Genomic DNA, 21431 nt, shown 5'->3' on the forward strand with positions numbered 1-21431 from the left:
TAATATATAAACATAATTTAAGAATTAAAAAAGTGAGAGTATTTTGTGGACAATTATAGAATTCTACATACTTCAGATTGGCATATTGGTAAAAAGATTGAAAATTTTTCAATACTTAAGGAACAGAAAAATTTTTTATTTTTTCTGTTAGAATTTCTTAAAAAAGAAAAAATAGACCTTTTACTTGTTGCTGGAGATGTTTATGATTCCAAAAGGCCCGGATTTGAAGAGCAAAAATTGGTGAATAATTTTTTTTATGAGCTTTCTTTTACTTCTTGTAAATGGTGTGTGGTTATTTCTGGAAATCATGATAAAAAGGATTATTTGAGTATCAATAAAAAACTTCTTTCACGGTTTAATTTTTTTTTAATAACAGAATATGATTCTGATGATCAAATAGTTTTCTTAAAAGATAATGGAAATCTTAAGTTTATTGTTGTTTGTCTTCCACATATAAATGAAAGGCTTATTTTAGGAAAAAATTTTGACAGTATTTTTGAATTGGAAGATCAGTTTTCCAATAAGCTGTTTCTTGAAAATTTAGAAAATGCTTACAGAGAAAAGATATCAAGTTTATCTAATTTTTTAGAAAACAAGTACAAAGGAGTTCCTAAGATATTAATGGCGCATTCTTTTTTTGGCAGCAGTAAAAAGATTGATGCCTTAGGAGGTAGCTATATTATCCCTTTTAATGTTTTTGGAAATGATTTTTCTTATGTTGCTCTTGGGCATATTCATAAATTCATGAAACTAAGGGATAATATTGTTTATTCAGGATCTCCTATGCAATATTCATTTAATGAGACCCATGATAAATATATAAATGTTTTACATTTTAATAACAATAAGTTAATTTTGCAACAAGCATTTCAGGTGCCGGTTTTCAATAAATTAATTTTTGTTAAAGGTTCTTTTAATGAAGTTCTTGACTTTTTGACTAATGTCAAAAAAGAAGAGTCTTTTAGTATTTATTTGAAAATTGAACTTAATGAGACGATTGATGCTAGTTCTGAGGAGACCATTTATGACTTAGCAAAGCTTAATTTTATGAATCTGGTTTCTATTTCCTATTCTTCACTCTCAAGTCAAGATTTGCAAGACGATTTCGGTGTTATTGGAGAACTTGAAGTTCTTGAAATGGATGAAAAATATTTTTTTGAGAAAAAGTTGAGACGAGATTTTGAAAACGGTGTTATTAAGGATATTAAATTTAAGGAAGAAGATCTTATTTCTCTTTTTAACGAGGTTTTAGCTAAAGGATATTTAGGCGAATATGAGGATAAATAAACTCATATTCAAAAATATAGCTTCTTACAAAGGGGAGCATGAGTTAAATTTCGATACTCTTCTTTTAAGACAATCAGGCATTTTTTTAATTTCTGGCAATACTGGATCTGGCAAAAGTACTATTTTAGATTGCATAACTTTGGCGCTATATGCTCGTGTTTATAGACTTGGTAAAAAAATCGTAGATATTATATCAAAAGGTGAGACTAGTGCTTATGTTAAATTAACATTTACTATTTCTGGAAAGATTTATGAATCTTTTATTGAGCTTAATGTAAGAAATATAGAGACTCCTAAAAATATGTTGCTTAGCTGTTTTTTTGATGATAGGGTTATTGAGGGTAGAGCTGATGTTTTAGAACATATTAAAAGTCTTTGTCGATTAGATTTTAATCAATTTTGTCAAACTGTAATTTTGCCACAAGGTAATTTTCAAGAATTTTTAACATCAACCCCTAAAGAGAAAACCGCAATAATTGATAATATTTTTAATTTAAAAAAATATGATAATTTGGAATTTTATTTAAAAAGTGACTTTGAGCGTACAAAGTTTAGTATAGATAGGTTATTAAATTCTGAATCTTATGAAAAATCAATCCTTGATTATGATGAGAGAGAGTATAAATCCCTTAAGGATTATTTGGATTTAGTTGATATTGGTCAATTAGAAAGTGATCTTGAAAATGTTAGAATAGCTATTTCTTTGTGTAATCAGGCAATAGTGTCTAATGAGAGATATTTAGGCTTAGAAGTTGAAATGTCTTCTTTAGAGGATCAGTTATCTTCTCTGATTGAATATCAAGATTCTTTAGAAATGGACTATTCTATTCAAAGGAAATTAAAAGAGAATTTAGATTTGGATAGAAAAATTTATTTATGTTCAGATTTTTGGAATTTGAAAAATCTTGTTGCTATGCAAGGCGAGTTATTTAATGATAGCCAATTACTTGATTTAGAACTTTCAAAAGTGATAAATAATTTAAAAGAAATTAAAGATTTGGATAGCAATAATTTTAATTTTAATTATGTTAAGGAGCTTTATAATAAAAATTGCAATATTTTTAATTTAAAATTTGTTGATAATGATTATCAAAGTTTACTTTTAAGGAAAAATAGTCTTGAGGATGAAAAAAAAGAATTATTAAGGTCTCAAAGTAAAAAAAATGATGAGATTAAAAGTATTTCTTCTGAGAAATCTAATTTCGATTTTGACAAATATGTTTATTATGAAGCATTAAAATTATTTCAAACTTTTAACGATGAGCTGATTTCAAAATATAGAGATAGGTTGGAATTTTTGTTAAAATCTGCTGACAAAGAAGATTTTAACAAGAATAAGGAAAAAAATATTATTAAGATTGATTTGTACAAAGAGTTGTTAAAATATCTTAATGATAAAAATTTTTCTATTGAGAGCGATAAAAAGAAACTAAAATATATTGAGGTTGAATATAAAAATTATCAACATAAAGATAAATTATCGGTTTGTAGTTTAAAAGAGCTTTATATTTTAAATTCAAAACTTCATTTGATACAAAATCAAATTGATGACCTTAAATATCAATTATCTTGCAGACAAGAAGAAATTTCTAAGCAAGAGATTAATGCTTTGGAGTTTGAAAAGAATAATGCTGAAATTTTAAGTTTGATTGGAAAAAATTTATTTGATAAATACATAAATTATTTTGACAGAGAAAAAATTTTAGCATTTGAAAATAAATTAGAAAAGTTTGAACAATTTAAGGTTAGGAAAAAAGATTTAAAAATTGAGATTTCTTTAAAAAATAAAAATTTTGATCAAAATCTTTTAAAGATTAAAAGTTTATTAATAAAACTTAATTTAAATTTAAGTTTTAACGATTATTCTTCTTTGGAAAGAGAATTTAATATTATTTTGGCTAGTCAGAAAAGTGTAGAAAATGAATGGAATATGCTTGTTTTAAATCTTAAAAATTTAGAAGATTTAAAAATTAAAACTGAAACCCAAATTAAATTTATAAAGAAATCTATATTGACTTTAAAAGCAAGATTAAATGGAGAGCAAAATAATTTTATCAATATAGTTTCAAATTTAAAAAGTGTTTTTTTTAGTTCATCTTCTTTTGAAGTAGAAGCTATTTTGAAACAAATCAATGAGAATAGCTTGCATTTGTTGCAAAAATTGAGTTTATCAATTAGCTCTAAGCTTGAATTTTTGTCCAGAGATATCGAGAAATATAAAATAAAACTTTTAAATTTTCAAACTCTTCAAAAAAAGATTGATCAACAAAAAATTAATTTAGATGTGCTAAGAGGAGAATTAAATCTGGCTAAAGAAAGGAAAGATAAGCTAGATGTTTTAAGAAAGGTGGTTATTAGATCTTCTGGATTGAAATACTATGTTCAAACTTTTTTAATTAATGATATTTTAAGACTGGCAAATGAGAAATATTTAAGGTGGATTTTTCCTGATTTTGAGCTTAAAACCAACAAAGAGAGCAAGGAATTTGATTTTTTAATTGAAGACAAAAAAGATGTTAATAGAATAAGAACGGTAAAAACTTTGTCTGGGGGTGAGAAATTTCTTGTATCTTTAGCTTTGTCTTTAGCTTTATCTGATAAAATAAGGGATAGTGATTTAAAAATAGAAGCTTTTTTTCTAGATGAAGGGTTTGGTAATCTTGACGAAGATACTTTGGCTCAAGTTATGCCTAAGCTTTCTAAGTTTCAAATGATTACTGGACGACAAATTGGTATAATTTCTCATGTTTCTTATTTGAAGGAGATGATTAAAGCACAAATAGTTATAAACAAAATTTCTAAAATTTCTTATATTGCTATGGAAAATTTATGATCATTTATGTACAATTAGGCTTGAGGATAAATATGAAACGTTATTTGGCAATCGATGTTGGTGGAACTAGTACTAAATATTCGCTAGCAGATTCAAGCGGTGTTTTTTTTGATAAAAATGAAATAAGTACAGGCACTACTTCTGATGAGCAAGTAAATATTTTAGTTAACCTTATTAATTCTTACAAAGAATTAAGCGATGTAGTTGGAGTTGCAATTTGTATTCCCGGGTTTGTTGATCTTAAGGGAAATGTCATTAGAGTGAATGCTATTTCTGGTTTTATTAATTATCCTTTAAAAGAGAGATTAGAATCTTTAACTGGAGTATGTATAGAAATTGAAAATGATGCTAATTGTGTAGCCTTAGCAGAAAAATTTAAGGGTAATGCTATTGATTCTAATGATTTTATTGCTATAACCCTTGGCACAGGAATTGGTGCTGGAATTTTTACAAATGGCAAACTTTTAAGAGGAAATTCTTTTATGGCTGGAGAGGTTGGATTTATGATCACTAGAGGTATTAGTGGCAATATTCCTTTTAATTGTAGATGGGAATCCATTTCTTCTGTATTAGCCTTAAGAAAAAGGGTTGCTATGCGCTTAGAAAAGCCTTTAAAAGAGGTTTCAGGAGAATATGTTTTTGATCTTGCTGAGAATGGAAATATTCATGCCAAAAATGAAGTTGACAGATTTTTTGAGAATTTATCATTTGGTATTTTTAATTTAACTTTTATTTTAAATCCTGAAAAAATTTTGATTGGGGGAGGAATAAGCGCAAGGCCTGATTTAATAGATAGAATATATGAAAAATTAGAAAATTTATGGTCTTTAGAGATGGCTTTAAGTAATAATAATAATATAAAAAATCTTGTAACACTTGAGCCAACTAAATTTAAGAATGAGTCTGGTAAAATTGGAGCTTTATATCATTATTTTACTTGCAAAAAGCAAATTAATGTCTTTTAGGAGTTAATAAAAATTTTTAGATTTAAATATTTGAAACCAATGTTGCTATGAAGTTTTCAACACTAGATTTTTGAATATTAAATTCTATTTCTACTGTATTTTGGTCTTTTATTGTGGCTTTTATGTTGCTTGATATTGTAAGGTTAGTCGTGTTTGTTAAAATAGTTGGAATCAATTTTTTTGACAGTATTTTTATTATTGATGGGTTGTTTGTTTCGATCAGAGATTTAAAAACATATTCGTTTTGATTTAGGCTGTTTATAGACAAAGTTCCGCTGCTAAAAGGGATTAAATTTTTGCTACTTGCTATTTGGTTTGGCAGCAGTAATGTCGAATCTTGAATCCAAAAAAACATTTCATTTTTTTCTATTTCCTTGATGTATTTCGTTGTTAGTACATTGTTGTCTTTTAAGATTTTATCTTTTTGGTTTATTGTAATACTGGTTCTAGCTTTGTTTGGGGTAATATATATGTTTGAATTTTTCAGTTTCCATTTTGGGCTTGTAAATATATTGCCTATTAGTTCTGTATTTCTATTTTTATGAATTCCCCAGAAAATATCTTTTGGGAAATTGCCCGTTGCTATTATAGCAAAGTCGTTATTTTCTTTTTTATAGCTAAAGTATAAATCGCTTATAAGTCCTAGAATAGATTTATATTTAGGCCTTAAAGAGTTGCAAATAGATCTGTTTTTAATTAAATTTACATGGGCATATAAATTTGCGTCGGGTAAAAGTTCCATTAAATAATTTAGATTTTGTTTTGGAGGATTGTAAGGTAGACTGGTGCATCCTGCTACTACAAGGCACGAAGTGGTAATTATTTTTATTAATATTTTTAACATTTTTCAATTCCTATTATCGTAAATATGTTGTCGTCAAGGTTTATTTTTTTTTCTAGCTTACTTTTGTTTAATATGATATTTAAGGCTAATGTTTCAGTTTTAATATATTGTTCAAATTTATTTAGTATTTCTTTTAATGTTGCATTATTTTCTATGTATAAGTTTATTCTATCGCTAACGTTAAAATTTTTTTCTTTTCTTAAATTTTGGATTTGTCTTACAAATTCCCTTGTAAGACCTTCTAAGTATAATTCTTGCGTTATTAGGGAGTCTATTCCTATTGTAATGGACTCCTCATTTATTACTTTTAAGTTATCTTTTTCTTCTCTTTCTAATATTATATCATTTAATGATAAGTAATGCTTTGTATTAGCTACTTTGATTTCGTAAGATATTCCATTTATTATTTTTATTATATCTTCATTTTTTAGCTTGCTAATCTCAATAGATACCGTTTTCATATCCTTTCCAAGCTTTTTCCCAAGTTCTTTAAAGTTTGCTTTCGCTTTGTAAGTTATAAGCTCTTCTTCGTTAGATTTTATTTTCATTTCTTTTGCATTTATTTCATCTAATATTATTTCTTGCATTTCTGTTAGCATATTTTGTTCATTTTGATTTTTTGTGACAATGTATATTGTATTAATAGGCATGCGTATTTTTATATTGTGCAATGATCTGAGTGATCTTGCCATTGAAGTTATTTTTCTTGCTAGATTTATTTTCTCTTCAATTGTTTTGTTGATAAAATTTTCATTTGCTTTTGGATAATCGTTAAGATGTATTGATTGCTTGTCTTCATCGGTTTTTAAATTTTGATAAATCTCTTCTGTTATAAATGGAGTAAAGGGAGCAAGTAAAATCATTAAAGTTTTGATTGCATAATATAATGTTTCATAGGCATCATTTTTGTCTTTATCGTTTTCTGATTTCCAAAATCTTCTTCTTGATCTTCTTATATACCAATTATTTAATTTATCTATAAATTCAAGTAAAGATTCTATTGATTTTGTTAAATTATATTTGTCTATTTCTTTATTTAGTATTTTTTTTAGGCTTTCAAGTTCGCTTATGATCCATTTGTCAAGGTTGTTATTTTTATCTAAGTTGAGATTTTTTGGAGGTTTGAATTTATCAATTATTGCATAAGTTGTGAAAAAGGAATAAGCATTCCAAATGGGTATTATTATATTTTTAAGAACGTCTTTTACTCCATTGTCGCTATATTTTAAATCATCAGCCTTGACTACAGGGCTCATTATTAAATAAAGTCTTAAGGCATCTGCTCCGAATGTGTTTATTACTTTTACCGGGTCTGTATAATTTTTAAAGGATTTTGACATTTTTCTTCCATCACTTGAAAGCACAAGTCCATTTACAATGACGTTTTTGAATGCTGTGTTTTCAAAAAGAGAAGTTCCCAGGACTGTAAGAGTATAAAACCACCCTCTTGTTTGGTCCAGACCTTCTGCAATAAAATCAGCAGGAAATATATTTTTAAAATTAATTTCATTTGTGAATGGGTAGTGATTGCTAGCGTAAGGCATTGCTCCAGATTCAAACCAACAATCTAGAACTTCACTTGTTCTGATAAATGTGCCGCCGTCTTTGCTTGGCCAGGTTATTTTATCTACTTTGTCTTTGTGTAAGTCTTCGATTTTTTGACCAGATAGCTCTTCAAGTTCTTTTTTTGATCCAACACAAATTTTTTTTCCTGTTTTTGAGCATATCCAAATTGGAATTGGATTTCCCCAGAATCTGTTTCTGCTTATTGCCCAATCCTTTGCATTTTCTATCCATTTTCCAAATCTTCCTTTTTTCAAATGAGCTGGCATCCAATTGATTTTTTCATTTACTTCTATGAGTTTGGTTTTTATTTTTTCTACATTTACAAACCAGGAGCTTATTGGTCTGTAAATAATTGGATAGTTTGTTCTGTAACAAAATGGATACCTGTGCAGATGATTTTCTCTTTTAAATAAAAAATTGCGTAATTTTAGGTTTTCTATTATTTTTTTATCAGCATCTTTTACAAAAAGTCCTTTAAAATCTTTTACCCGATTTGTGAATTTACATTCAGCATCTAAGGGGTCTATTATATCGACATTTGTGTGTTTTTTAAGTATTCTGTAGTCTTCTTCTCCGAAAGGGGCAATATGAACAATGCCTGTTCCATCGTCAGTTGTAACATAGTCGGCTGTGTGGACCTTGAAAGCACCTTTATCTTTTTGTTCTAAAAAGTAGTTAAAAATAGGTTCATATTCTATGCCTTCAAGCTTGCTTCCTTTGAATTTTTCTATAATAGTGTATAAATTTTCATCATCATAATAGCTATTAAGCTTTTTTGATCCAAGTATCAAAATCTCTTCTTTTTTTTTGTCAAAAATTTTAGAATATTCTATTTCTGGTCCCACTGCAATTCCAAGGTTTGAGGGCAATGTCCAAGGGGTTGTTGTCCATGCTAGTAGATATTCGTTTTTGTCTTTTATTTTAAATTTTATTGTTAATGATGGGTCATTAACTTCTTTGTATTCTCCAAGATTCACTTCGAAGTTTGAAAGCGGAGTTGCAAGTTTTGGAGAATAGGGTAGTACATAATAACTTTCGTAGATTAAACCTTTATTGTAAAGATTTTTAAATACCCACCACACAGATTCCATAAAGCTTGCATCCATAGTTTTGTAGCCTTTTTCAAAATCTACCCATCTTCCAAGCCTTAAGATTATATTTTTCCATTCTTCTGTATATCTAAGTACTATTTTTTTGCATTCTTTGTTAAAATTTTCAACGCCATAATTTTCTATTTCGTATTTACCAGAAATTCCTAATTTTTTTTCTACTTCGTATTCAACGGGTAGTCCGTGGGTATCCCATCCAAAATTTCTTTTAACATATTTACCTTGCATTGTTTGATATCTTGGAATTATGTCTTTTATTGTGTTTGGAACAAAATGTCCAAAATGAGGAAGTCCTGTTGCAAAAGGCGGTCCGTCATAAAATGTAAATTCTTCACATCCTTCTCTTTGTTCTATTGATTTTTCAAAAATCCTGTTGTCAGTCCAGAATTTTAATATTTTTTCTTCTATTTTAGGAAAATTGGCCTTGTTTTCTACTTTTTTAAACATATTATAATTCTCCTTTATTCTATTATTATTTTTTCTTTTTCTAAATAAACCGTTATTTTGCGTATGTCTTGATTTTCAGCTATTTTGGTGATAGCATTTTCTTCTATTTTTTCTTTTATTGCAGCAATTACGCTTCTTGCTCCTGAATTTTTTTTATAGTATTTTGTAGTTATAAATTTGTTAACATCTTTTTTTATTTCTATTTCAATTCCTTTGGAGTTAAATTTTGTTTTAAGGGCATTTAAGTAGTTTTTGCAAATTTCTTCTATATTGTCCTTTGTAAGGACATTTAGGATAATTTTTTTTTGAATTCTGTCTAAAAGGGACAACTTAAATCTTTTTTCAAGATCTTGCTTTATTTCTTCTTCAAAGTGTTTTGTTTCTGAGCTTTTTTGTTGATTTTTATTGAATCCAATATTCTTTTCTCCAAGAAGCATTTTAGATCCAATGTTTGTAGTCATTATTATAATTGTATTTTTAAATATTATTTTATCTTCTTTGCTATCGATAAGTTCTCCATTTTCGAGCATTCGACTTATTAGGTTTAATATAGAATTGTGGGCATTTTCAATGTTTTCAAACAATATTAAAGTTTCAAATGAATGTTTTAATTTGTTTGTCAGAATGCCCCCATCAGAATAGCCTACGTATCCGGGATTTGTGCCAATTAATTTTGAAATAGAGTTTTCTTCTTTGTAATCTGACATATCTAGTTTTAATACTGAATTTTTATCCTTGATAATTTTTTTAGATAGTTCATCAATTAAAGTGGTTTTTCCACATCCGTTTGAGCCTATTAATAATATTGAAGTTAAAGGTTTAGAATCGTCATTGAGTCCAAGTCTGACTTTAACAATTTCTTTAATAAGTTCACTTACTGCATATTTTTGTCCGATCACTTTTTGATTGATTTTATTTTCTATTTCTTTTAATTCTGAAATTTCTTCTTTTATGTTATTTGTTGCTTTAATAGATAGTATTTCATTTATTGCTTCTTGTATGTCATCCGATGTTATGATATTGTCTTTTGTAGATTTTTCCTTTTTAATTGCACCGGCAATATCTATTATATCTATTGCTTTATCTGGGAATCTTTTATTTATTAGATATTTGGATGAGAGTTTTACTATATTTATAAGTGCATTTTTTTCATAGATTACTCCATGATAGTCTTCAAAATTTTTTGCAATATTTTTGATTATTTTTAGTGTATCTGTTTCATTGGGCTCTCTTACGGTAATTGTTTGGAATCTTCTGGCGAATGCTTTGTCTTTTGAAATATATTTTCGGTACTCATTGTAAGTAGTTGCTCCAATAATTTGTATTTCAGCTCTAGAAAGTGATGGTTTTAATATATTTGATGCATCAAGAGCACCTTCGGAGTTTCCAGCTCCTATTAAAGTGTGTATTTCATCAATAAATATTATTGTGTTTTTATTTTTTTCAATATGCTTAATTATGTTATTTAAACGGTCTTCAAACTCACCTCTATACTTTGTTCCTGATACCAAGTTTGAAACTTTAAGCATTAAAATTGTTTTGTCTTGTAGTTTGCTACTTATTTTTTTTTGTACTATACTTGTTGCAAGCCCTTCAACTATTGCTGTTTTTCCTACTCCAGGCTCACCTATTAGCATTGCGCTATTTTTATTTCTTCTCAAGAGTATGTTTGTAAGAGTTTTAATCTCTTCTTCTCTTCCAATCAAGGGATCTAATTTTTTATCTTTTGCAAGTGCTGTTAAATTTTTGACGTACTTTCCAATGTCAAAGTGTTCATTTTCAAGTCTTATTTCTTCATCAAATTCTTTGTAGGTTTCAATTAATCTTACTTTATTTTTTTCCATGTATTCTAATATATTTTGATCTTTAAAGTCGAAGCTAGATTTACTTAGTTTATACTTTTTTAGAAGTTTTTTATTTTTTAATATTTGATAAAAAATTTCTTTTGCACCTATTAAGGCTTTAGATTTAAACTCCTTTTTAGCTTCTTTTATGAGAGTAAAGATTTCTTTATTTATTTTTGGAATAATTATCTCATTTTTTTCTATTAAAATTTTCTCTAATTTATCTATTTCGCATATAACTTCTTGTTTAATGTTTTTTAGAGTTTTGGTATCTATAAATTTTATTTCAGATTTTTTAGGAGTGGTGATTATAGACATTAATAGGTGCCAAATTGAAACTTCTTTATTTTTATTTTTTCTTGCAATTTCTTTTGAATCTATTTCTACTAAATTTATTAAATTTTCTGTTATGTTAATATTTTTTTATCTCCATCTTTATTACATTCATTATATCAAATATTTTATGTTTTTCCTTATTTTCGAGTTTTACAGATATATAAAATTTGATTTTTGGTTCTGTTCCAGAGGGTCTTGCAGTTATTACAATTTCGTTTTCAAGTATAAATCTTATTGCGTTTATAGGGTATTTATATTCTTTGATTTTCGAAATTTCTTTTTTGAAGTTAATTTTTTCAAGAGTGTTGTAGTCTAATTTTTCAATTATTTTAATTCCTGCGAATTGCATTTTTTGCTCTTTTCTTAGTTTTGACATTAGTGCTTCTCTTTGAATTTCTCCGTTAGCCCCTTCAAAGGTTTTTTCTATATTAAATTCTTCATAATAACCAAATTCTTCGTACATCTTTTCAAGATAATTCTTAATAGTTTGTTTTTTAGCTTTTAAATCAAGCACTAAAGAGCAAATTCCTTTTATGGCTGAAAATGCATCCTTGTCTCTAACTTTTCTTCCTATTAAATATCCATGACTTTCTTCGCATGCAAAAGCAAATTTTTTATTTGGTTCATTTTTTTCCATTTCATCGATTAAGCTTCCTATCCATTTAAATCCTGTGTAAGTTCTAAAAATTTGAGAACCATATTTTTTTGCAATTTTTTCTAACATTTGTGTTGTTACAAACGATGATATTACAAATGTATTTTTAGGATTTATTTCTTTTGAAAGTATATAGTTCATTAAAATGCATGATATTTGATTTCCGTTTAAGAATGTCCATTCGTTTTGATCTTTGAATGCAACTCCTATTCTGTCGGCATCTGGATCTGTTGCAAGGGCAATGTCACAATTTTCTTTTTTTGCAAGCTCTATTACTTTAAGCATTGATGTTTTTTTTTCTGGATTGGGATAGTTTATTGTTGGAAATTCAGGGTTTGGCAGTATTTGACTTTTTTCCAAAAAAAGCTGTATTTTACTGTTTGTAAAAAGTTTTTTTATTATGGTTCCACCGGTTCCATGTAGGGCCGTGTATGCTATTTTTAAGTTTGTTTTTTTACTATTCTTTTCAAAATCAGGAAATTCTTCGTTTATTGTTTTCAAATACTCTTCGTCTATCTCATCGCCTAGTTCTTTGATAATCTTTTTATTAATACCCTCTTTTATGGTAATTGTATTTATTATGTTTTTTATTTTTTTGATTTCATTAGTTATTAGTGTGTCATGAGGTGGCATCATTTGGATTCCGCCTTTCCAGTATGCTTTATATCCATTATATTCTTTTGAATTATGACTTGCTGTTATCATAACTCCAACGTCACAATCAAATTTTCTTATTGTATAAGATAGTTGGGGGGTAGATCTTAAGTTTTTGTATATGTATGTTTCAAAATTATTTGAGGCAAAAATTTGAGCAGCATTGTAAGCAAATTCTTTTGAAAAATATCTTGAATCATAACTTATTGCAACTTTAGGGTTTTTATTTATTTTAAGTACATAGTTGCATATTCCTTGGCTTATTTTTTTTACATTATAAGTGTTTATGTAGCATGTTCCAGCTCCAATGATTCCCCTCATTCCAGCAGTTCCAAATTCCAGATCTTTGTAAAATCTGTTTAGAATTTCTGTCTCATTATTTGTTTTTTGAATTTTTATTGCTTCTTCTTTAAAGAATATATCTTTTTCAAGAAGAATGTAGTTTTTCAATTTTCTTTTGGCTTCGATTTTTTGCATCAATTGTCCTTTTTATTTTATTTTTTTAAACAAAGATTAATTAAATTATATTGATTTATAATGAATTATATACTTGATATAGAATTTATTATTAGATAATTTATAATAATGTGTATTAGATTTTGGTCGTTAAATTAATGATAGATTTTTTTTTAAAGTCAGAATATCTTCCTGCTGGTGATCAACCTAAAGCAATAAAAGAAATTGAAAATTCTATTTTTCTGGGGAATAAATATCAAACATTAAAAGGTGTTACAGGGAGTGGAAAGACTTTCACAATTGCAAATATAATTAAAGATCTTAACAGGTCTGCTTTAGTTGTCAGCCATAACAAAACATTAGCGGCACAACTTTACAGAGAGTTTAAAGATTTTTTTCCAAATAATGCTGTTGAATATTTTGTTTCTTATTATGATTATTATCAGCCAGAATCCTATGTACCCTCAAAAGATTTGTTTATTGAAAAAGAAGCTACTATTAATACTGAGATAGAAATCAAGCGAATAAGGACGGTAACGTCTCTTGCTAAAAGACGAGATGTCGTTGTTGTTGCGACTGTGTCTTCAATTTATGCTCTTGGATCTCCAGATTTTTTCAAAAAATCAGCACGAGAGTTTTTTGTAGGCCAAAAAATTTCTATTAAAGAAATATCAGATATTTTTGTAGAACTTTATTATGAGAGAACTTTGATGAATCTTGAGAGAGACAAATTTTCAATTAAAGGAGATATTGTTGAAATATGGCCTAGCAGTGAGCATGGAGAGTTTGCTTATCGAATTTGTTTAGATTTTGATGAAATTGTTGAAATATATAGGATTAGTTCATTTTCTAAAAAAAAATTAGGAACCACAAATAGTTTTACTCTTTTTGCTAAATCTTATTTTGTAATTCCTTATAAAAACGTATTAGAAGCGATACCTAAGATATCTTATGATTTAAATCTTCAATGTCAGTATTTTAAAAATAATGGCAAGCTTGTAGAAGCCGAGAGACTTAAGCAAAGAGTAGAGTATGATTTGGAAATGCTTAGAGAAACAGGATTTTGTTCGGGCATTGAAAATTATTCTAAATATTTGAGTGGAAGTACAATGGGAAGACCTTATTGTCTTTTTGATTTTTTTCCAAAAGATTACTTATTGTTTGTAGATGAATCTCATGTTACATTGCCGCAATTTAGGGGAATGTATAATGGAGATTATTCTAGAAAATTAAATCTTGTTAACTTTGGATTTAGACTTCCTGCAGCGCTTGAAAACAGACCCCTTAAATATAATGAATTTGATGCATTAATTAATCAAGTTGTTTTTGTATCCGCAACTCCAGGTTTTGAAGAGAATGAAAAGAGTAGTGTAATTGTTGATCAAATAATTCGTCCTACAGGTCTTGTTGATCCTGAAATTATTACCAGGCATTCTGATGGTCAAATGGAAGATCTTTATAGCGAGATTCAAAAAAGAATAGCTCTTAAAGAGCGAGTTTTAATTACTACTTTGACAAAAAAAATGTCTGAGGATTTGACCGAATATTTAGTAAGTCTTGGTGTAAAGGCAAAATATTTACATTCAGAACTTGACGCTCTTGAAAGAGTGGAAGTTATTACATTGCTTAGAAAATCTGAAATTGATGTTATTGTTGGTATTAACTTACTTAGAGAGGGTTTGGATATTCCAGAAGTATCTCTTGTTGTAATATTAGATGCTGATAAAGTTGGGTTTTTAAGATCCACTACTTCATTAATACAAACAATTGGTAGGGCTGCTAGAAATTCTAATGGACTTGTAATAATGTATTACGACAAAATAAGTATAGCTATGCGGGAAGCAATTGAGGAGACCAATAGAAGACGTCAAATTCAAATTAACTATAATAAGAAAAATAATATTACCCCCAAGACAATTGTTAAGAGGATTCAAAATATTTTAGAAAAAGAACTTAATAATAAAAATAAAAATATTACCTATGACCTTGAAAAAATTATTTCAAGTGAGAGATTGTCTAAAAAAAAGCTTATTGATAAGCTTAAATTTAAACTAGAAGAAGCTGTTAGTGATGAAAGGTTTGAAGATGCAATTGTTTTAAGAGATAAAATAAAAGAGCTCGGTAGCAAAAATAGCGTGGTTCGTAACAAATAAAAGAGAGGTGTAATCTTTGGTAAAAAATTTGAAAAAAGAAATTATCGTCAGGGGAGCAAAAGAACATAATTTGAAAAATATTGATGTGGATATTCCAAAAGATGGTTTAGTTGTAATATCTGGAAAGAGCGGCTCTGGCAAATCTTCTCTAGCTTTTGATACCATTTTTTCAGAAGGGCAAAGAAGGTATATGGAATCCGTTTCAGCTTATGCAAGGCAGTTTTTAGGTGTAATGAAAAAGCCCAATGTTGATTACATAGATGGACTTTCTCCTTCTATAGCTATTGAGCAGAGAACAATAAGCAATAATCCCCGTTCTACTGTTGGAACAATTACTGAGATTTATGATTATTATAGACTAATATTTGCAAAAATAGGTAAAGCATACTGTCCAAATGATGGCAGATTAATAGAAGAGCAATCTTTAGATAAAATAGTTAATACTATTTTAAGTTATTCTGAGGGATCTAAAGTTGTACTTTTTGCACCAATTGTAAGGGGCTCTAAAGGTTCTCATAAAAAAGTTTTAGAAAAAATATTAAATCAAGGTTTCAATAAAGTTAGAATAAATTCTAAAGATTATTTAATAGAAGATGCACTTAATTTAAATCTACATAAAAATAAAAAACATACCATTGAAATTATAGTTGATAGGATTAAGCTTGGCAATAATGTTCGAGTTAGGCTTTCAGAATCTATTGAGACTTCCCTTGCTGTTTCTAATGGATATTTACGGGCGGAGATTGAAAATGATTTTGAAAAAATAGATAAGCTTTTTACAGAGCATAATAGTTGTCCTTTGTGTGGATTTTCGCTTCCTTTAATAGAGCCCAGACTTTTTTCTTTTAATAGTCCATTTGGTGCCTGCAGTGAGTGTTCTGGTCTTGGTGTTACACTTGAGTTTGATTTTGAGAGCATTTGTCCTGATACCAGTCTTTCTTTTAATGATGATGCTTTTATTACGTTTAAGACAAGTTCATCTTGGTCTGTGGCTATTTTTAAAGGACTTGCCAAGCATTATAGTTTTAAATTAAATACCCCCGTAAAAGACATTCCAGATAAAGTTCTTAAACAGATTTTATACGGTTCAAATGAAAAAATAGATTTTATTTACCAATCCAAAGAAATGGAAGCAAAGGAAGTAGATGGAGGATTTCATTATTCTAAAAAGTTTGAAGGACTTTTGCCTCTTTTAAAAAGACGATATCTTACAACAGAATCAGAGAGTACTAAAATTTTTTATGAAAATTTGATGTCTAAAAAAGTCTGTAATTCATGCAAGGGAAAGCGGTTAAGTGTTGGAGCTTTAGCTGTGAAAATCAATGGGAGAGACATTCAAGATCTTAGTAATTTATCTGTATTTGATTCTTATGTGTTTTTTGAAAACTTGCAGCTTGATGTTGTGGATGAAAAAATATCTAAAGAAATTTTAAAAGAAATTAAAAATAGGCTTAAATTTTTAATTGATGTTGGTCTTTCTTATTTGTATTTAAATAGAATATCGGGCAGTTTATCTGGTGGCGAGGCTCAGCGCATTAGGCTTGCTACTCAAATAGGGTCAGCACTTTCGGGCGTTATTTATGTTCTTGATGAGCCAAGTATTGGCCTTCATCAAAGAGATAACGAAAAATTAATTTCCACTCTTGTTAATCTTAAAAATCTTGGCAATACGGTAATTGTTGTTGAGCATGATGAGCAAACTTTGCGTACTGCAGACTATATTATTGATATGGGCCCTGGTGCTGGAATTCTTGGAGGGGAAATAGTTGCAAAGGGGGCCTTAATTGATATTTTAAATAATAAAAATAGCTTAACTGGTCAATATTTGAGTGGCAAGTTAAAAATAGATGTTCCAAGTTCTAGAAGAAAGACAGATAAGGGAGAAATTTTGCTTTTAGGTTCTAATAAAAACAATCTTAAAAATATAGACGTAAGCATTCCTTTAGGAGTTTTTACTGTAATAACAGGTGTTTCTGGTAGTGGAAAAAGCACTTTACTTAACGAAGTGTTGTATCCGGCTCTTGATAGCAGATTAAAGTTTAATGAAAAGTATTGCGATGGTTTTAAAGACATTGTTGGGCATGAAAGAATCGATAAAATTATTCAGATAAATCAAAAACCAATAGGTAGAACTTCAAGGTCAAACCCAGCAACTTATGTTGGATTCTTTACAGAAATCAGAGAGCTTTTTGCTAAGCTTCCAGATGCAAAATCAAGGGGGTTTAAAGCTGGTAGATTTTCTTTTAACGTTAAAGGTGGAAGGTGTGAGAAATGCCAAGGAGATGGATATCTTAGTATTCAGATGCATTTTTTACCAGATGTTTTTGTCCCTTGTGATTTATGCAAGGGTAAGAAATTTAATGAAGAAACCTTAGAAATTAGGTATAAGGGGAAAAATATACACGATGTTTTAGAGATGAGTGTATTTGAAGCTAGAAAATTTTTTGAGAATATCCCAAAAATTAATCATTATTTAAAATTTTTAATTGAAGTTGGGCTTGAATATATTAAATTAGGACAATCCGCGACAACTTTATCAGGGGGCGAAGCTCAACGCATTAAGTTAGCTTTTGAGTTAAGTAAAAAGAGCACAGGTAAAACCTTTTATATTATTGATGAACCAACAACCGGATTGCATTTTGATGATATAAAGAAATTGTTAGAGGTTTTGCAGCGGTTAGTTTCTAATGGCAATACAGTTGTGCTCATAGAGCATAATTTGGATGTAATCAAACAAGCAGATTATATAATAGATTTGGGTCCCGATGGTGGATTGGCAGGGGGGAATATCGTTGTTTCTGGTATTCCCGAAGAGGTTGCAAAATGCGAGAATTCCTATACAGGAATGTTTTTAAAAAATCTTTTGTAAGATTTTTAATTTTTTTAGCATTTTCTAATGTAATTTTTGCTCAGACTGCAAATAATGATGAAAATTCTAAAAAAAGAGATGACTTAACTTTAAGTCAAAAATCTTATTTAAGAGAACTTGAGCTTTCAACCGATGAAGATTTGAAAAAATGGGCCTTACAAGAAGGCCTAAAAGAAACAGATGTTTTGAAAATACGAGAATTGCTTTTAAAAAAGTTTGGAATAGATCCAGAACTTTTTGTGAAAGGAAAAGGACTTGCTGGATCTGATAGATATAAAATAATAATTGAAGCTACAGACAATCTTGAAAATTTTACTTATGGACTTACTAAGGATGAGAGTATTGTTTTTGAAGGAAGAGTTGATATCTTGGTTGAAGATATCAAGGAGAATAAGAAACATAATATTAAAGGTGACAGAATAGTCCTTAATAGGAATTCTAAAAAACTTTATGCTATTGGAAATGTCGAATATGTTCTTGATATGGATACCAATGAAAAGCTTTATTTTTATGGTAATGAATTTCTTGTTGATTTTGATTCTCAAAATTTTCTATTAAAAGATGGTATTCTTCAGAAAAAAATGCAAAAAAATCAAATAGATCATATTCTTTCGTTTGGAGGTAAGGTTTTAAAAAAGATAGATAATGATGTTACTATTTTTGAACAAGCTTTTGTAACAACTAGTAAAATTCCAGAGCCTTACTATTCTATAAGGGCTTCTAAAATATGGGTATTGCCTTCAGGAGATTTTGGGTTTTTAAATGCTGTATTTTACATGGGAAGAGTTCCAATATTCTATATTCCTTTTTTTTTCAGACCGGGAGATAGTTTATTTTTTAATCCATCTTTAGGTTTGGATCCACGAAAAGGTTTTTCTGTTTTTAATACTATTTATCTTTTTGGTAATAAATCCTCAAGCGAAGATTCTTCCTTTTTGGATTTTGATTTTAATTCTGTTTATAATTCAGATAAAAAACCTTACATAAGAAACGGATATTTAACTTATTTTTTCGCAGAAAATTCAGCATCTAGTCAGAATAAAGATTATGTTAAGTTAATTTTTGATATTTATGCTAATTTAGGATTTTATTCTGGAATAGATTTTGATTTGAGCAATACTTTGGGGCATTTTAAAACTTTGGAAGGAAATTTTGGATTAGGTTTTACTAGAAATGTTTATAATTACGATGGAGGATATTATCCTTTTAATAATAGAACTTTAAAACAATCTCTTTTTGGTTTTTCTAATCTTAACAAAGGAGATATATTTGGGCTTGAAGTTCCTTTTAGATATTTACTTAAATTTAAAACAGAATTTCTTTTAAGCGACGCACTTTTTTCGGTTATCTTAGAGCACTATTCTGATCCATATGTTAATATTGATTTTAGAGATAGAATAGAGAGTGCTACATTTTTTTCTCTTTTAAATTTAGATCGAGATTCGGTTAAAGAGCAAACTAGTATTAATAGTTTTGATTGGAATTTGTCTTCTTTTTATAACCGAACATTTGGTGATAATTCAATTTTAGATTACAAATTAAATAATTTGGGCTTAAGTTTTAAATTGTCTGGTTATGAGAATCTTTATGTTAAATCTCCTTTAGAAAAGCCAAAAGAGATTAATGATCCTACAAGAAAATGGTTTTATTTGGAGAGAATTTATGTTCCATATATTGATTTAAATTTTCAAAAAGACCTTTACAATAATCAGTGGACATTTTCAGCTGATACTAACACTAAAGAAATGATAATGCGCCCAGAAATTAAAAATTTAGAAGATAAAGATAATGATAAAAAGAGTGTGAAGGGAGAAAAGACAGAAAAAATAAAAGATTTAAATGAAAATTTATATATATCTTCAGAACCAATTACTTTAAAAAATGTTGATCAATTTGATTCTTTTTTTGTTAGGTTTGGCATTAATCCTTATTTAAGAAATAATGTTTTTTTCAATAATTATGGTATTACAAGTCCAAAGGACTTTAATTATGAAATAAAAAATTATTTATTCGATATAAAAAATAAAACGGATATAAAAATTCATGCTGATTTTTATAATCGTTTAATTACTTTGGAGAATTTATTATATCTTAATACTATTGAGTATAATCCTTTAAATAAAGATTTTAAGATTGAAGATAAAGATAAAAAAAGTGAGCATTCTGTTATTAATCAAATAAATATAAACATGCTTCCTTTTATTAGGTATCCCTTATTTTCCAGAAGTATTTTAAAGTTTGAGAATAAGTCTACTTTGTATTCATTTAATAGAAAATATGATACTGATGCAAAATCTTTAGTTAATAAGAATAGTAGTATTTTTTTATCTGATCCTGAAACTTTTTATCAATTATTAACAGCTTCTTTAATTTATGATTATAATTATTTTAGTGCTGAGCTTTCAGGTGAATTAAAAAATAGTTTTGAAGATATTAATGCTTCTTCTGAATTTAAACTTTCTTTAGATTTCCCTTATTTGTTGCAAGAGGCTGGGATTGGAATTAAATATTATAAAAAGTTTAAAGAAGATGCTATAAAAAATCCTGGAATTTCTGTTGTTCAGCCCGTATTGAATCCTTTGGAGCCTCAAAAGCCAACATCACCTTATAAAAATTTAGAAATGTCTCCTGCTTTGTATTATAAAATTGAGCCAAGATATTTAAATTATTTTAAATTTAGTTTTTTAGCCGCTTATGATCCTTTGATAAATAGAGTTTCTGAACTTTCGTTTAAGCTTAATGTTTTTGATTTTCAGGTTTTGTTTGCAATGAAAGATGACTTTAAATATAATTATGATCCTTTAAAAGGAGATTTTTCCAAGGTTGGCATTACAACTGAACTTGTTCCATATTCTTTAGATTCTAGTTATAAAAAGGAATTGAATGTTTTAAATTTGTTTGATAATAAACTTTCTTTTACTTTAGGGATAGATGCCGGCTGGAAAATAAATTTGCAGAAATTTACAGATAATGAACTTCGTTCTGCATTGACTTTTAAATTTAAATATACAGAATTTTTAGAAATTTACTTTTCTACTTTTTCTGTCAATACTAAGACTTTTAGATACTTCAAAGGATATATGGATCAAATTGGCCTTGAGACCGTCAATATTTTCACTGATTTTTTGAAATCTTTCAATTTCTTTAATCTTCAAGATAGAAAAAATTCACTTTTTAAAATTAAAAAATTTTCATCTGGCTTTAAATTCAATTTTTATGATTGGAAATTTGTTGGCGAATATAATTTAGAGCCCGATTTGATAAGAGGATCTAACGGGATTTATTCTCCCATTTGGAGAAATAACTTTACAATTTATATCTCTTGGAATTTTTTTGCTCCCGTAAAAGCGTCATTTGAAAACAACAAAGATACAAATTATGAGCTTATCATTAATAGAAAAACAAAAAAATAA

10 protein-coding genes are annotated in these 21431 nt (G+C 28.0%); 6 read left to right on the forward strand and 4 right to left on the reverse strand.

Features of this window, described 5'->3' with window-relative positions; genetic code table 11:
• Window positions 1-45 precede the first annotated feature (45 nt).
• The 3 genes from sbcD to QIA21_RS04805 are packed head-to-tail and all read left to right on the forward strand — an operon-like array spanning window position 46 to window position 5085.
• On the forward strand, window positions 46-1287 hold the full coding sequence (sbcD, locus tag QIA21_RS04795; protein ID WP_301393332.1) for an exonuclease subunit SbcD: 1242 nt from the start codon (window positions 46-48) through the stop codon (window positions 1285-1287).
• Window positions 1274-4120: an SbcC/MukB-like Walker B domain-containing protein gene (locus tag QIA21_RS04800; RefSeq protein ID WP_301393333.1), complete on the forward strand. Its 2847-nt coding sequence runs from the start codon at window positions 1274-1276 to the stop codon at window positions 4118-4120. The genes sbcD and QIA21_RS04800 overlap by 14 nt, the downstream gene beginning before the upstream one ends.
• 32 nt (window positions 4121-4152) lie before the next feature.
• Window positions 4153-5085 carry an ROK family protein gene (locus QIA21_RS04805; RefSeq protein ID WP_301393334.1) on the forward strand — a complete coding sequence of 311 codons (933 nt, stop codon included), beginning with the start codon at window positions 4153-4155 and terminating at the stop codon, window positions 5083-5085.
• A gap of 22 nt (window positions 5086-5107) precedes the next feature.
• Here QIA21_RS04805 and QIA21_RS04810 read toward each other — a convergent pair whose 3' ends face one another.
• The 4 genes from QIA21_RS04810 to QIA21_RS04825 all read right to left on the reverse strand — a co-directional run bounded on the left by QIA21_RS04810 (window position 5108) and on the right by QIA21_RS04825 (window position 13017).
• Window positions 5108-5929, reverse strand: coding sequence for a hypothetical protein (locus QIA21_RS04810; RefSeq protein ID WP_301393335.1), 822 nt, complete (start codon window positions 5927-5929; stop codon window positions 5108-5110).
• Window positions 5923-9051 carry an isoleucine--tRNA ligase gene (ileS, locus tag QIA21_RS04815; RefSeq protein ID WP_301393336.1) on the reverse strand — a complete coding sequence of 1043 codons (3129 nt, stop codon included), beginning with the start codon at window positions 9049-9051 and terminating at the stop codon, window positions 5923-5925. The genes QIA21_RS04810 and ileS overlap by 7 nt, the downstream gene beginning before the upstream one ends.
• 14 nt (window positions 9052-9065) lie before the next feature.
• A complete protein-coding gene (locus QIA21_RS04820; protein ID WP_301393337.1) occupies window positions 9066-11213 on the reverse strand; it encodes an AAA family ATPase in 2148 nt (715 codons plus the stop codon).
• 94 nt (window positions 11214-11307) lie between these two features.
• Window positions 11308-13017 (reverse strand): phospho-sugar mutase, encoded by a 1710-nt coding sequence (locus QIA21_RS04825; protein ID WP_301393338.1) that lies wholly within the window; start codon window positions 13015-13017, stop codon window positions 11308-11310.
• 137 nt (window positions 13018-13154) lie between these two features.
• Between QIA21_RS04825 and uvrB the strand changes: the two genes are divergently transcribed.
• The 3 genes from uvrB to QIA21_RS04840 are packed head-to-tail and all read left to right on the forward strand — an operon-like array spanning window position 13155 to window position 21431.
• Window positions 13155-15149, forward strand: coding sequence for an excinuclease ABC subunit UvrB (gene uvrB / locus QIA21_RS04830; RefSeq protein ID WP_301393339.1), 1995 nt, complete (start codon window positions 13155-13157; stop codon window positions 15147-15149).
• A gap of 16 nt (window positions 15150-15165) precedes the next feature.
• Window positions 15166-18018 (forward strand): excinuclease ABC subunit UvrA, encoded by a 2853-nt coding sequence (gene uvrA / locus QIA21_RS04835; RefSeq protein ID WP_301393341.1) that lies wholly within the window; start codon window positions 15166-15168, stop codon window positions 18016-18018.
• Window positions 17973-21431 carry an LPS-assembly protein LptD gene (locus tag QIA21_RS04840; RefSeq protein ID WP_301393342.1) on the forward strand — a complete coding sequence of 1153 codons (3459 nt, stop codon included), beginning with the start codon at window positions 17973-17975 and terminating at the stop codon, window positions 21429-21431. Before uvrA ends, QIA21_RS04840 begins: the two co-directional genes overlap by 46 nt.

The sequence above is a fragment of the Borreliella japonica genome (genome assembly GCF_030438115.2).
In the GTDB taxonomy this organism is placed as follows: Bacteria; Spirochaetota; Spirochaetia; order Borreliales; family Borreliaceae; genus Borreliella; species Borreliella japonica.